This window comes from Alloalcanivorax profundimaris, assembly GCF_015265435.1.
GTDB classification, from domain to species: domain Bacteria; phylum Pseudomonadota; class Gammaproteobacteria; order Pseudomonadales; family Alcanivoracaceae; genus Alloalcanivorax; species Alloalcanivorax profundimaris.
The window spans coordinates 119,115-133,022 of the sequence record NZ_JABJWH010000009.1 but is presented as its reverse complement, the minus strand read 5'-3'; the positions used below and the strand labels follow the sequence as shown (position 1 = coordinate 133,022).

Annotated in this window: 13 protein-coding genes; 12 read left to right on the top strand and 1 reads right to left on the bottom strand. The window is 64.4% G+C overall.

The features are described from left to right. Positions 1 to 223: 223 nt before the first annotated feature. The gene (locus tag HMJ39_RS05880) at positions 224 to 490 is read right to left on the bottom strand and encodes a hypothetical protein (protein WP_161383164.1); all 267 of its coding nucleotides are present in this window, start codon (positions 488 to 490) and stop codon (positions 224 to 226) included. Between HMJ39_RS05880 and HMJ39_RS05875 the strand changes: the two genes are divergently transcribed. The 12 genes from HMJ39_RS05875 (at position 489) to HMJ39_RS05820 (ending at position 13,873) form a co-directional block, all read left to right on the top strand. Beyond that, on the top strand, positions 489 to 1,709 hold the full coding sequence (locus tag HMJ39_RS05875) for a branched-chain amino acid ABC transporter substrate-binding protein (RefSeq protein ID WP_194296624.1): 1,221 nt from the start codon (positions 489 to 491) through the stop codon (positions 1,707 to 1,709). The two genes, HMJ39_RS05880 and HMJ39_RS05875, sit on opposite strands and share 2 nt — an antisense overlap. Positions 1,710 to 1,781: 72 nt before the next feature. Further along, positions 1,782 to 2,723, top strand: a complete 942-nt coding sequence (locus HMJ39_RS05870) for a branched-chain amino acid ABC transporter permease (RefSeq protein WP_161383162.1) — start codon at positions 1,782 to 1,784, stop codon at positions 2,721 to 2,723. 20 nt (positions 2,724 to 2,743) lie between these two features. Beyond that, the gene (locus tag HMJ39_RS05865; RefSeq protein ID WP_228462182.1) at positions 2,744 to 3,994 is read left to right on the top strand and encodes a branched-chain amino acid ABC transporter permease; all 1,251 of its coding nucleotides are present in this window, start codon (positions 2,744 to 2,746) and stop codon (positions 3,992 to 3,994) included. Further along, positions 3,991 to 4,737 (top strand): ABC transporter ATP-binding protein, encoded by a 747-nt coding sequence (locus HMJ39_RS05860; RefSeq protein ID WP_161383160.1) that lies wholly within the window; start codon positions 3,991 to 3,993, stop codon positions 4,735 to 4,737. The genes HMJ39_RS05865 and HMJ39_RS05860 overlap by 4 nt, the downstream gene beginning before the upstream one ends. Then, complete coding sequence (locus tag HMJ39_RS05855; protein ID WP_228462181.1) at positions 4,734 to 5,432, top strand: ABC transporter ATP-binding protein; 699 nt, start codon at positions 4,734 to 4,736, stop codon at positions 5,430 to 5,432. The genes HMJ39_RS05860 and HMJ39_RS05855 overlap by 4 nt, the downstream gene beginning before the upstream one ends. Positions 5,433 to 5,778: 346 nt before the next feature. After that, positions 5,779 to 7,005, top strand: a complete 1,227-nt coding sequence (locus HMJ39_RS05850) for a branched-chain amino acid ABC transporter substrate-binding protein (RefSeq protein ID WP_194296622.1) — start codon at positions 5,779 to 5,781, stop codon at positions 7,003 to 7,005. Between the two features lie 90 nt (positions 7,006 to 7,095). Next, the gene (locus HMJ39_RS05845) at positions 7,096 to 8,037 is read left to right on the top strand and encodes a branched-chain amino acid ABC transporter permease (protein WP_194296621.1); all 942 of its coding nucleotides are present in this window, start codon (positions 7,096 to 7,098) and stop codon (positions 8,035 to 8,037) included. After that, positions 8,034 to 9,275 (top strand): branched-chain amino acid ABC transporter permease, encoded by a 1,242-nt coding sequence (locus tag HMJ39_RS05840; protein ID WP_194296620.1) that lies wholly within the window; start codon positions 8,034 to 8,036, stop codon positions 9,273 to 9,275. Before HMJ39_RS05845 ends, HMJ39_RS05840 begins: the two co-directional genes overlap by 4 nt. Further along, positions 9,272 to 10,021 carry an ABC transporter ATP-binding protein gene (locus HMJ39_RS05835; RefSeq protein WP_194296619.1) on the top strand — a complete coding sequence of 250 codons (750 nt, stop codon included), beginning with the start codon at positions 9,272 to 9,274 and terminating at the stop codon, positions 10,019 to 10,021. The genes HMJ39_RS05840 and HMJ39_RS05835 overlap by 4 nt, the downstream gene beginning before the upstream one ends. Continuing rightward, positions 10,021 to 10,716: an ABC transporter ATP-binding protein gene (locus HMJ39_RS05830; protein ID WP_194296618.1), complete on the top strand. Its 696-nt coding sequence runs from the start codon at positions 10,021 to 10,023 to the stop codon at positions 10,714 to 10,716. Before HMJ39_RS05835 ends, HMJ39_RS05830 begins: the two co-directional genes overlap by 1 nt. Before the next feature lie 29 nt (positions 10,717 to 10,745). Beyond that, positions 10,746 to 12,311: a carboxylesterase/lipase family protein gene (locus HMJ39_RS05825; RefSeq protein ID WP_228462180.1), complete on the top strand. Its 1,566-nt coding sequence runs from the start codon at positions 10,746 to 10,748 to the stop codon at positions 12,309 to 12,311. Further along, positions 12,308 to 13,873 (top strand): AMP-binding protein, encoded by a 1,566-nt coding sequence (locus tag HMJ39_RS05820; RefSeq protein ID WP_194296616.1) that lies wholly within the window; start codon positions 12,308 to 12,310, stop codon positions 13,871 to 13,873. Before HMJ39_RS05825 ends, HMJ39_RS05820 begins: the two co-directional genes overlap by 4 nt. The last annotated feature ends 35 nt before the right edge of the window (positions 13,874 to 13,908 follow it).

Sequence of the window (13,908 nt, the reverse complement as noted above, 5' to 3'; positions counted from 1 at the left end):
CTGCGGGAAGGCACCGGGCGCTGGCGTGATCGCCCCGCTGGCCGTCGCAATCGAACATTGCCGCCGGGATGTGTTGGGTTCATGCTGAAACAGCGTCATGCTTGGCTTGGCGGCGCTATTAGGCCTGCTTTGTTGACCTAAGGGGGCCATTTTCCCGGTAAGTCGGACGTTCGCCGGGAGGCCGAAAATTGACGCTGGACAGGATTATTTTCGTGCGCACATACTACCAAGTATGTTCGCGGCGCCGGTGCCCGGAGAGGAACCGTTTCGGGGGCCGGCGCGAAATAAAAAAACGCGCATAAAAAACAAAAAAAGCGCACAGGACAAAACGGAAGCAACGCAGCCCCCGGTCCGGATCCGGGAAAGAAAACAAAGTAAACAAAAAATGTTGCAGCGTATCCATCCTCGGGTGGACGCCAATATGAAATGCCGGTCCGCCTGGCGAGACGCCCGGCGGCGGCAGAACAACAACAATCGTGGAGAGCGTCATGCTGAAATCCCTTTTCACCTTTATCACTGCCTCGTTGTTGCTGGTGGGTACCGCCGGCGCCGCCGAGACCGTGAAACTAGCCCTGATCGATCCCCTCACCGGCCCCATGGCCGGCGCCGGCCAGCCGGCGTTCGAGCACCTCAAGTTCGAAGCCAAACGCATCAACGCCAACGGCGGCATCAACGGCAAGGACCTGGAAATCGTGGGTCTGGACAACAAAGTGAACCCGCAGGAAAGCCTGGTTCAGTTGCAGAAAGCCATTGATGACGGCGTTCAGTTCGTCACCCAGGGCAACGGTTCCTCCGTGGCCTCGGCGCTGATCGGCGCGGTGGAAAAGCACAACCAGCGCAATCCCGGCGATGAGGTGCTGTACCTGAACTACGCCGCCGTGGACCCGTCGTTCACCAACGAGCGTTGTTCCTACTGGCACTTCCGCTTCGACGCCAACGCGGACATGAAGATGAACGCGCTGACCACCTACATCGCCAACAATGAGGACATCAAGAAGGTGTACCTGATCAATCAGGACTACAGCTTCGGCCACGCGGTGTCCAAGGCGGCGCGGGAAATGCTCAAGAAAAAGCGCCCGGACATCGAGATCGTGGGCAACGATTTTCACCCGCTGGCCAAGGTCAAGGATTTCACTCCCTACGTGTCCAAGATCCAGTCCTCCGGCGCCGACGCGGTGATCTCCGGTAACTGGGGCCAGGACATCACCCTGCTGGTCAAGGCCGCCGCCGAATTCGGCCTGGACGCGCCTTTCTATACCTACTACGGCGCCAGCGCCGGCGTGGTCACCCAGCTCGGCGACAAGGGCGTGGACCGCATCTACCAGATCAACGAGTACTACGGTGACTTCGAGGATCCGGAAATGGCCAAGCGCCAGGTGGAGATGTACAAGGAAACCGGCTGGGACTTCTACTATCTGCGTCTGAGCACCATGCTCGACATGCTCAAGAAAGCCGCCGACAAGGCCGGCTCCACCGATCCGGTGGAAATCGCCAAGGCGATGGAAGGCATGACCCTGGAAACCACCAACGGTGAAGTGCTGATGCGGGCCGAGGATCACCAGATCCAGCTGCCGATGTTCATGTCCGTGATGAAGGACGACATGGAATACGGCGCCGAAGGCACCGACTACAACTTCCACAAGGTGGCCCGGATCGAACGTGAAGACGTCACTCTGCCCACCACCTGCCGCATGCGCCGTCCCAAGTAAGCCGGTTCCGGCGACCCTTCGTGATCGTGCAGTAGGGGCAGCGGCCAAGGCCGCTGCCCCGGGAGCCTTGTCATGCTCGAAATAGTGATTTTCTCGACCCTGAACGGCATTTTGTACGGCCTGCTCCTGTTCATGCTGTCCAGTGGTCTGACCCTGATCTTCTCGATGATGGGCGTGCTCAACTTCGCCCACGCCAGCTTCTACATGCTGGGCGCCTATTTCGCCTACACCCTGGGCATGCACACCGGTTTCTGGCCGGCGCTGATTCTGGCGCCGCTGCTGGTGGGCGCGCTCGGAGCCCTGGTGGAACGCTTCGGGCTACGCCGGGTGCACGCCAACGGCCACGTGGCCGAGCTGCTGTTCACTTTCGGCCTGGCCTATGTGATCGACGAACTGGTGCAAATGATGTGGGGCACCGTGGCGGTGGCCTACCGCGAGCCCGCCTACATGCGCGAGCCGCTTTTCACCCTGTTCGGCACCGACTATTCCATCTTCCGCGGGGTGGTGATCCTGATTTCCATCCTGATGTTCGTGGCGCTGTGGTACCTGCTCAAGAAAACCCGGGTGGGCCTGATGATTCGCGCCGCCTTGACCCATGGCGAAATGGTCGGCCACCTGGGCCACAACGTGCCGCGCCTGTTCATGGGCGTGTTCGGCTTCGGCTGTGCCCTGGCCGGCCTGGCCGGCGTGATCGGCGGGCCGATCATGTCCACCGAACCGGGCATGGCCGCCACCCTGGGCCCGATCGTGTTCGTGGTGGTGGTGGTGGGCGGCATGGGCTCCCTGCAGGGCGCCTTCTACGCCTCGCTGCTGATCGGCCTGATCCAGACCTTCTTCGTGGCCGTCAACGCCTCCGTGGCGGACGTGGTCAACGCCATGGGCGCCAACCTGGACCCCTACGGCGAGCTGGGCCGCATTTCCCTGGCGACCCTGGCGCCGATGACGCCGTTCATCCTGCTGGTGCTGATTCTGATCTTCCGGCCCCGCGGTCTGATGGGGGAACTTGAACCATGAGCCAGGACATATCCGCAGCCATGCAACGTTCAAAATCCCGACCCTCCCTGCGCGGCCTGGTCCCCTGGGTGGTCTTCGCCGCGGTGCTGTTGCTGCTGCCCTTCGTGTTCCAGGGCAACAGCACCGCCTTTACGCTTCTCAACGTGATCGGCATCAACATCGTGTTCGCGTTGTCCTACAACATGCTGCTGGGCCAGGGGGGCATGCTGTCCTTCGGCCACGCCGTGTTCTTCGGCCTGGGCAGCTACGCGGCGATGCATGCCATGATCGCCATCGACGACGCCTCCTACGCCGGCGAGGGCTTCTGGGCCCACGTGCCGGTGGTGGGCATGCCGGTGATCGGCATGATCGCCGGCGGCCTGGTGGCCCTGGTGCTGGGCTGGCCGTTCTGCCGGCGCGCCGGCACCGCCTTCGCCATGATCACCCTGGGTCTCGGCGAGATGGTGGCGGCGGCGGGGCAAATGTTCCCGTCGCTGTTCGGCGGCGAGGCCGGCATCTACGGCAACCGCATGGTGGGCCCGCAGTGGTTCGGTCTGGAACTGGCGCAGTCCGCGGACGTGTACTGGTTCATGGCGTTCTGGACCTTCTTGGCGGTGTTCGCCATGTGGGCCTTCACTCGCACGCCCCTGGGCCGCATGTCCAACGCGGTGCGCGATAACCCGGACCGTCTGCAGTTCATCGGTTATCAGCCGCGCAACATCCGCTTCATGATCTTCATCGCCTCCGGTTCCTTCGGCGGCCTGGCCGGCGGCATGGCCGCGGTCAACTACGAGATCATCACCCCGGAGGCCCTGGGTCTGATCCCCTCTGGCCTGGCGCTGCTGATGGCGGCCGTGGGCGGGCTCGGCGTGTTCTACGGTCCGATCGTGGGCGCCATCGTGGTGACCCTGATGAACTCCATGCTCAGCGATTACACCGACGCCTCGATTCTGTACGTGGGCCTGGTGTTCCTGTCCATCGTGATGTTCGCGCCGCGCGGCCTCGGCGGCGGCATTGAACAGGTGCGCGTGGCCTGGCGTGACGGCGACCTGGGCCGGCGTCTGCCGGGCTGGCTCACCGGTACCCTGGCCGTGGGGCTGATCATCGTCGGCATGGTGGTGCTGGTGGAAATGATGTTCCAGGCCACCCACGGCGACGATGAATTCGCCCAGGTGCTGGGCATGGAGTTCGACGCCGCCGCCCTGTGGGGCTGGCTCGCCGCCGCGGTGCTGGTGGCACTGGGCGTGGTGATCAAGCGCGCTACCAACAAGCTGCGGGAGGATCAGGCATGAGCGCACTGTCCATCAAGGGGCTGACCAAGAACTTCGGTCCCGCGGAAGTGATCTGCGGCGTCGATCTGGACGTGGCGGAGAACGAGGTTCACGCGGTGATCGGCCCCAACGGGGCCGGCAAGTCCACGTTCTTCAATCTGCTGTCCGGGGCGTTTCCGCCCAGCAGCGGTGAAATCTACCTGAAGGGCGAGCGCATCGACGGGCTCAGCCCGGAGAAGATCCAACAACGGGGCCTGTCGCGTTCGTTCCAGGTCTCCAATGTGTTCGGCAATCTGTCGGTGTTCGAGAACATTCGCTGCGCCTGCTTCAAGCAAAGCGGCGCCGGCTATGTGTTCTGGCGCCCGGCGGGCAAGGTGCGCGCCGCCAACCAGCGCGCCGACGAGGTGCTGGAAATGATCGGCCTTCAGGCGCTGCGCGACGTGCCGGCGGGGGCGTTGCCCTACGCCAGCCAGCGGGCGCTGGAAATCGGCATGACCATCGCCGGCGGCGCCGACGTGGTACTGCTCGACGAACCCACCGCGGGGATGAGCAACACCGAAACCACCCAGGCCATCAACCTGATCCGCCAGGTGGCCCAGGGCCGCACCCTGATGATCGTGGAACACGACATGGGCGTGGTGTTCGAGCTGGCCGATCGCATCTCCGTGCTGGTGTACGGCAAGATCATCGCCACCGGCACGCCGGAAGAGATCCGCAACGATCCGCGGGTCAAGGAAGCCTATCTGGGGGAGGAGGCGGCATGATGCTGGAAGTCAACGACCTGCATGCCTACTACGGCAAGAGCCACATTCTCAACGGCGTCAACTTCGCCATGCAGGAAGGGGAAGTGGTGGCGCTGCTGGGCCGCAATGGCGTGGGCCGCTCCACCACGGTGAAATCGATCATGGGCGAAGTGCCGCCCCAGGGCTCGATCCGCTTCCGTGGCGAGGAAATCGCCGGGATGCCCAATCATCGCATCGCCCGCCGGGGGCTCGGCTACGTGCCCGAAGACCGGGATATCTTCCCGACCCTGACGGTGCGCCAGAACCTGGAGTTGGGCATCAAGAACACTCGCAAGCCCGGCAAATGGAAAGTGGAGCAGTTTCTCGATATGTTCCCAAACCTGGCGCGGCGGGCGGATGCGCCGGCCGGCGTGCTGTCCGGCGGCGAGAAACAGATGCTCACCATCAGCCGAACCCTGATGGGCGACCCGGAACTGATCATGATCGACGAGCCCACCGAGGGGCTGGCGCCCTTGATCGTCAAACAGATCGGCGAGCTGATCTCCGAAATCGCCAAGGCCGGCGTGTCCATCCTGCTGGTTGAGCAGAAGCTGTCCATCGCCATGGATATCTCCCACCGCGTGCTGGTGATGGGCCACGGCCAGATCGTCTTTGAAGGTACCCCCGAGGAATTGCGCGAGGATGAAGCCACCCGCAAGGAGTGGCTGGAAGTCTGATCGCGTGTTGTTTGTGTTCCATCGTCAATGGGCTGGCCCGCTTCGGCGGGCTTTTTTTGCGTCGTTTTTGAGCGGGGGTGTTACCTATGGTAACCATTGGCCCCCGCATCGGGCCGGCGTGAATCGGTTCGTGACGCGCGCGCCATGGCCGCACGACGTCATGGCATTCTCCAAGTTGTTGTTTTCAAAGCAATGATGATGATCTTCCAGCGGGTATGGGAGGCCTGTATGGACAGCTTCGTCGACTGCCTTTTATTATCTCTCGCGTGAGTGAATGAAGTGAGCGCCGCTCGGCGTCGCCGTTTCGTTCCGTTCGAGCGATAAAATAACAACGTTGGAGAGCACCATGGTGAGACCCTTCCTCAAGCTGTTCGCCGTTTCCCTGGTTCTGCTGTCGGGCCTGGCCCGGGCGGCGGACGCGGAGCCGGTACGCTTTGCGCTGATCGATCCCCTGACCGGCCCGATGTCGGTGGTGGGCCAGCCGGCATTGGCCCAGCTTCAGTTCACCGCCGAGCGTCTCAACCGGGACGGCGGCATGGACGGTCATCCGATCGAGATCGTCGGGTATGACAACAAGATCAATCCCCAGGAAAGCCTGGTGCAGTTGCAAAAGGCGATTGACGACGGCATTCGCTACATCATTCAGGGCAACGGTTCCTCGGTGGGTTCCGCGCTGCTGAGCGCGATCAACAAACACAATCAGCGCAACCCGGATGACCGGGTTCTGTATCTGAACTACGCGGCCATCGAGCCGTCGTTCACCAACGAACGCTGTTCCTTCTGGCATTTCCGCTTCGATTCCCACGTGGACATGAAAATGAACATGCTCACGGATTGGATCGCCGACAATCCGGACGTGAAGAAAGTATTCCTGATCAACCAGGATTACAGCTTCGGCCATACCGTGTCCGAGTCCGCCATGCGCATGCTCAAGAAGAAACGTCCGGACATCGAGATCGTCGGCAACACCTTCCATCCGCTGGGCAAGGTGAAGGATTTCTCGCCTTATATTTCCAAGATCAAATCGTCCGGCGCGGATGTGGTGATCACCGGCAACTGGGGCCAGGACATCAACCTTCTGATCAAGTCCGCCGCCGAGTACGGCGTGGATGTCCCCTTCCTGACCTATTACGGCAGCACCCCGGGCACCATCACCCAGGTGGGTGACAAGGGCGTGGACCGGGTCTACCTGATCGCCGAATATCACGGCGATTTCACCGATCCGGAGATCGCCGAGCGTCAGGTCAGTCTCTACAAGGAGAAAGGCTGGGATTACTACCCGCGCGTGGCGGCGATGCTGGAAATGATGAAAAAGGCCGGTGACGAGGCGGGCAGCGTCGATCCACTGGCGGTGGCGAAGACGCTGGAAGGCCTGGAATACGACTCCGCCGGCGGCCATCTGACCATGCGCGCCGCCGATCATCAGTTGCAAATGCCGCTGTACCTGTCCGTGCTCAAGGACAACATGAAGTACGGCGCCGAAGGCACCGACTACAACTTCCATCAGGTGGCGCGTTTCGATGCGGATCAGGCGACCCTGCCCACCACCTGTCGCATGCGCCGCCCGGACTGATTCCGCCTTCTTCCGGTTCGATTCTTACGCGCGCTTTTATTCCGCGATTTAAAAGGGGCGGCGGCACACCGCCGTCCCGGGAGTCGTTTGATGCTCGAAGTAATCGTCTTTTCCACGCTTAACGGGCTGCTCTATGGGCTGCTTCTGTTCATGCTGTCCAGTGGTTTGACGCTGATTTTCTCGATGATGGGCGTACTGAATTTCGCCCACGCCAGTTTTTACATGCTCGGCGCCTACTTCGCCTATGCGCTGGGGCTGCATATCGGGTTCTGGCCGGCGCTGTTCCTGGCGCCGCTGCTGGTGGCGGTGCTCGGCGCCGTGGTGGAACGCTTCGGCCTGCGGCGCGTGCATGAGAATGGTCATGTGGCGGAGCTGCTGTTCACCTTCGGGCTGGCCTATGTGATCGACGAAACCGTGCACCTGCTGTGGGGCTCGATCCCGGTGTCCTACAGCGCGCCGGAAGCCCTGCGCGCGCCGCTGTTCAGTCTGTTTGGCACCGACTACTCCATCTATCGGGGCGTGACCATGATGATCGCCATCCTGATGTTCGTGGCGCTCTGGTTCCTGCTCAAGAAAACCCGGGTCGGCCTGATGATCCGCGCGGCGCTAACGCACGGCGCCATGGTCGGCCACCTTGGCCATAACGTGCCGCGTTTGTTCATGGGCGTGTTCGCCTTCGGCTGCGGGCTGGCGGCCCTGGCCGGCGTGATCGGCGGCCCGCTGCTGAGCACCGAGCCGGGCATGGCGCAGTCGCTGGGCCCGGTGGTGTTCGTGGTGGTGGTGGTCGGCGGCATGGGGTCCCTGTCGGGGGCTTTCTACGCTTCACTGCTGATCGGTCTGGTGCAGACCTTCTTCGTGGCCCTGGATGTGTCGATCGGTGATTTGCTCAACGGGCTGGGGTTCGCCGTGGACCCCTATGGCGAGGTTACCGGCATCACCCTGGCGTCGATCGCGCCGATGACGCCCTTCATTCTGTTGGTACTGATTCTGATTTTCCGCCCGCGTGGCCTGATGGGGGAGCTTGAACCATGAATAAATCGCTTTCCTGGTGGCGCCCGGTGGCGCCCTGGGCGATCAGTGCGCTGGTACTGGTGACCCTGCCTCTGGTGGTGGCCGGAAACGGCACGTTCAGCATCATCAACGTGGTCGCCATCAACATCGTTTTCGCACTGTCCTACAACATGTTGCTGGGTCAGGGCGGCATGCTGTCCTTTGGCCATGCGGTATTTTTCGGGTTGGGTGCCTATGGGGCGATCCATGCCATGAATCTGATCGGCGAGGCCGGTTACGACGGCCACGGTTTCTGGGCGTTTTTCCCGGTCTATCTGCTGCCGCTGGTCGGCTTCGCGTGCGGCGCTCTGGCGGCGCTGGTGGTGGGCTGGCCGTTCTGCCGGCGCGCCGGCACCGCCTTCGCCATGATTACCCTCGGCCTGGGTGAGCTGGTCGCCGCCGGCTCGCAAATGGTCCCCACCGTGTTCGGCGGCGAGGCGGGCGTGTTCAGCAACCGCATGGTGGGCCCGGTGTGGTTTGGCCTGGAGCTGGCCCAGCCCGCCGACGTGTACTGGTTCATGGCGTTCTGGACCCTGGTGGCGGTGTTCGCCATGTGGGCGTTTACCCGCACGCCCCTGGGGCGCATGTCCAACGCGGTACGCGATAACGCCGACCGGCTGCAGTTCATCGGCTACCCGCCACGCAACCTGCGGTTCCTGGTGTTCATCGCCGCGGGCGGCTTCGCCGGGCTCGGCGGCGGCATGGCGGCGGTGAACTACGAAATCGTCACCCCGGAATCCCTGGGCCTGCTGACCTCGGGCCTGGCCCTGCTGATGGCCGCGGTGGGTGGTCTGGCCGTGTTCTACGGACCGATGGTCGGTGCCATCCTGGTCACGGTGATGAACTCCCTGCTCAGTGACTACACCGATGCCTCGATATTGTACGTGGGGCTGGTGTTCCTGGCGGTGGTGATGTTCGCCCCCGGCGGGCTGGGCGGCGGCATCGAACAGGTGCGTCTGGCCTGGCGGCGCGGCGACCTGGGCGCGCACCTGCCGTGTTGGCTGGGCGGAGCCCTGGCGGTGCTGCTGATCGCCCTCGGGCTGGTGAGCACCATCGAACTGGTTTATCAGATCAGCCATGGCCGCGACAAGCTGGCGCGGCTGCTCGGTCTGGAACCGGACCCGGCCTCGCCGCTGGTGTGGTTGGGCATTATCACGCTGTTCGCCGCCGGCTATGGCGTGGCGCGCGTCAGCGGACGATATCGGGAGGCACGCGCATGAGCGAAGCATTGAACATTCTTGGGCTGAAGAAAAGTTTTGGTCCCGCCGAGGTGATCCGTGGTGTCGATCTGACCGTGGCCCGTGGTGAAGTGCATGCCGTGATTGGTCCCAACGGGGCCGGTAAATCCACGTTCTTCAATCTGGTGTCCGGTGCGTTCGCGCCGAGCGCGGGCCAGGTGAGTCTGCACGGCCGGCGTATCGACGGTCTGGCGCCGGAAAAAATTCAGCAGCGTGGTCTGGCCCGTTCCTTTCAGGTCAGCAACGTGTTCGGCAATTTGTCGGTGTTTGAAAATCTCCGGTGCGCCTGCTTCAAGCAAAGCGGGGCGGGCTACGCCTTCTGGCGCCCGGCCGGGTCGGTGAAGCGGGCCAACCGTCGTGCCGAGGAAGTGTTGGAGATGATCGGCCTGACGGCGCTTCGCGACAGCCCCGCCGGCGCCTTGCCCTATGCCAGTCAGCGTGCTTTGGAAATCGGCATGACCATCGCCGGGGACGCCGACGTGGTGCTGCTGGATGAACCAACCGCCGGCATGAGCAACACCGAAACCACCCAGGCGGTGTCGCTGATCCGTCGTATCGCGGAGGGGCACACCCTGATGATCGTCGAGCACGACATGGGGGTGGTGTTTGAACTGGCGGATCGTATCTCGGTGCTGGTGTACGGCGAGATCATCGCCACCGGCACGCCGGACGCGATCCGTAACGATCCACGGGTCAAGGAAGCCTACCTGGGCGAGGAGGCGGCGTGATGCTGGAAGTCAAGGACCTGCACGCCTACTACGGCAAGAGTCATATTCTCAACGGTGTCGATCTTTCCATCGGCGAAGGGGAGGTGGTATCGCTGCTCGGCCGCAATGGCGTGGGCCGCTCCACCACCGTCAAGGCGATCATGGGCGAAGTCCCGCCGCGGGGTTCGATCCGCTTTCGCGGCGAGCAGATCGCCGGGCTGCCCAACCATCGCATCGCCCGCAAGGGATTGGGCTACGTGCCCGAAAGTCGGGATGTGTTCCCGACCCTGACGGTGCGGGAGAACCTGGAGCTGGGCGTCAAGAACACCCGCAGGCCGGGTAAATGGAAGGTACCGCAGTTCCTCGACATGTTTCCCAATCTGGCGCGGCGCGCGGATGCCCCGGCCGGTGTCTTGTCCGGCGGCGAGAAACAGATGCTCACCATCAGCCGCACTCTGATGGGCGACCCGGCGCTGATCATGATCGACGAACCCACCGAGGGGCTGGCGCCGTTGATCGTCAAGCAGATCGGGGAGTTGATCGCCGAGATCGCCGCGGCCGGCGTGTCGATCCTGCTGGTCGAACAGAAGCTCTCCATTGCCATGGACATCTCCCACCGGGTGTTGGTGATGGGCCACGGGCGCATCGTGTTCGAAGGCACGCCGGCGGCGCTGCGTGGCGATCAGACGGTGCGTGGCGAATGGCTGGAAGTATGAACGGCGGGGGCGGTGGAATGGGTGACGCGATGGCACGGGTTTCCGCCGGGACGCTACGGGGGCGCCGCCAGCGGGATCTGAATATCTTCAAGGGGATACCCTACGCGCGCCCGCCGGTGGGCGCGTACCGCTGGCGGCCACCACAACCCATGCCGCCCTGGTCCGGCGTGCGCGACGCCACTCGCTTCGGTCCGGCCTGTCCGCAGCCGGCGTCGCGGTCGGGCAGTCTTTACGCGCCGGCGCTGCCGGGGCTGAATGAGGATTGCCTGACGCTCAACATCTGGGCCCCGGCGAACGCGCGGGGCGCGCCGGTGCTGGTCTACATTCATGGTGGCTCGCTGAATACCGGCGGTGGCACCGAACCCATGCTGGACGGCGCCGCCCTGGCGCGCCGTGGTCTGGTGGTGGTGACCCTCAACTACCGGCTGGCGGTGCTTGGTTATCTGGCCCACCCGGCGCTCAGCGCCGAATCCGAGCACGGCGTATCCGGCAACTATGGCCTGCTCGACCAGATCGCGGCGCTGCGTTGGGTGCGCGACAACATCGCCGGGTTCGGCGGTGACCCGGACCGGGTCACCGTGGCCGGCGAATCCGCCGGCGCGCTCAGCGTCCTGTATCTGCTGGCGTCGCCGCCGGCGCGGGGCCTGTTCCAGCGGGCCATCGCGCAGAGTGCCTACCTGATTTCCCATCCGGCCCTGGCTCACCGGGAATGCGGTGAGATGCCCGCCGAGGAAATCGGCGAACGGCTTGCCCACGCGCTGGGCGCGCGGCGGATCGCGGACCTGCGTGCCCGGGATGCCGCGGAGCTGGTCCAGGCGGCGGCGGACGCCGGCTATATGCCGCTGGGCAATGTGGACGGTCACTGGCTGCCGCGTCAGCCGCTGGACGTGTTCGACCGTGGCGAGCAGGCTTCGGTGCCGCTGCTGGCCGGCTTCAACAGTGGCGAGGTGCGTTCGTTGCGTTTCCTGTTGCCGCCGGCGCCCGCCGACAACGCCGTCGGCGAGCGCGCCATACGGGATGGCTATGGCGACCTGGCCGATACCTTCCTGCGCATCTATCCCATCGGCGATGGCGAGGAGGCGCGCCTGGCGGCGCTGCGTGACGCTTTGTACGGCTGGACCGCCGAGTACCTGGTGAGAGCGCGTACGGCACGCGGCCAGGACGCCTGGCTGTATCTGTTCGACCACGGTTACCCCGCCGCCAACGAACGTGGCTTACACGGTTTTCATGCCGCCGAGATTCCCTATGTGTTCGGCACCGCCGCGCGTACCACCCCGCTGTGGCCGCGCATTCCCGACAATGACGGTGAACGCCGGCTGTCGCGGGCGCTGGGGGATTACTGGGCGGCGTTTGTGCGCGACGGCCAGCCCGCCGCCGTGGACCAGCCCCGCTGGCCGGCCCATGGCGAACATCCCCGTGGCCGCTGGCTGCATATTGGCGCGGCGCCAACCCCGGTGGTCGATCCCATGCCGGACCGTTTCGCGCTGCATGACGAACTGGTACGTCGCCGGCGGCGCGCCGGCGATACCCCCTGGAACTGGAACATCGGCATCGCGGCGCCGCCGCGGTCGAGCGCGACATCGGAGGCACCATGACGGACGGCGCGATGCAGCGTTACACGCTGACCCTGAATAAATTTCTCGACCATGCCGCTAAATGGCACCCGCATGCCGGTGTCACCGGCGCGCTGGACAATGGCGGGGTGGAGCAAACCGATTATCTGGTGCTGCGGCGCCGCGCCCGCCGGATCTCGGCGTTGCTGGCCGGTCTCGGTATCGGTGTCGGTGACCGGGTGGCGACGCTGGCCTGGAACAGCCGCGCCCACCTGGAAGCCTGGTACGGCATCATGGGAATGGGCGCGGTCTGCCATACCCTCAATCCCCGTCTCACCGACAGCCAGAGTGCCGCCATGGCGCGTCAGTCCGGCGCCCGCGTACTGATCGTCAGCGCCGATCTGGCACCGCTGGGCCAGCGCATCGCCGCCCTGGCGCCGGCCCTGACCGAGCTGTTCGTGATCGATGGAGACGGCGAGCCGCCTGCCCTGGAGTCGGCCTTGGAAGACCTGGACGATACGGCGGTAAGCTGGGGCGATTTCGATGAACACAGTGCTTCCGGGCTGTGCTTCACTTCCGGCACCACCGGTGATCCCAAGGGGGTGCTCTATGATCACCGTTCCATTTACCTGCAGACCCTGCGGTTGCTGCAGGCGGATGTGCTCGGCCTCGGTTTCGGTGACCGGGTGCTGGCGGCGGTGCCCATGTTTCACGCCAACGCCTGGGGATTGCCATTCGCGACGCCGGCCGCGGGCGCGGACCTGGTGTTTCCGGGCCGCCACCTGGATGGCGCCAGCCTGGCGCGCCTGATCGCCACGGAGAACGTCACCCTGGCCGCCGGCGTGCCCACCGTCTGGCTCGGCCTGCTTGAGCATCTGGAAGCGCAGGGCGGTGAACTGCCATCCTTGAAACGCATTCTGGTTGGCGGCGCGCCCATGTCGGCGACGCTGATGGCACGGCTCGAGCAGCGTCTGGGCGTCAGTGTGCAGACTAGTTGGGGAATGACAGAACTTTCCCCCTTGGGCACCATCACGCCCGCCGCCGAGCCACGGCGCGATGCCGCGTCGGCGGGCCGGGTGGCGGTTGGCATGGATCTGTTGCTGACCGATGAGCAAGGCACGCCGCTGCCCGAGCAGCGCAACGTTGAAGGGCACCTCCGAGTGCGTGGCGCCGCCGTGGTGGAGCGTTATCTTGGCCAGCGACACGGTGCTTTGGACGAGCGCGGCTGGTTCGCCACCGGCGACCTGGCGCGCATCGACGCGCAGGGCCGGCTGACCATTACCGGCCGCGCCAAGGACCTGATAAAGTCCGGCGGCGGATGGATCAACCCGGCGGAGCTGGAGGCCATCGCCGGCGCGCTCCCGGCGGTGGCACAGGCGGCGGTGATCGGTCGCCGTGATGGACGCTGGGGGGAACGGCCGGTGCTTGTCATCGAAACCAAGCCCGCGCAAACCATCGAGGATCGAGAAATACTGGACGCCATGCGCGACCGCGTGGCTTCATGGTGGCTGCCCGACGCGGTGGTGCGCGTGGACCGCATGCCACTGGCCGGTACGGGAAAAATCGACAAAAAACGCCTGCGCGCGGAATTTGGCCAAGCTTGACCGGTTTCGCGCCGACCCGACGAGTCTTAACAACG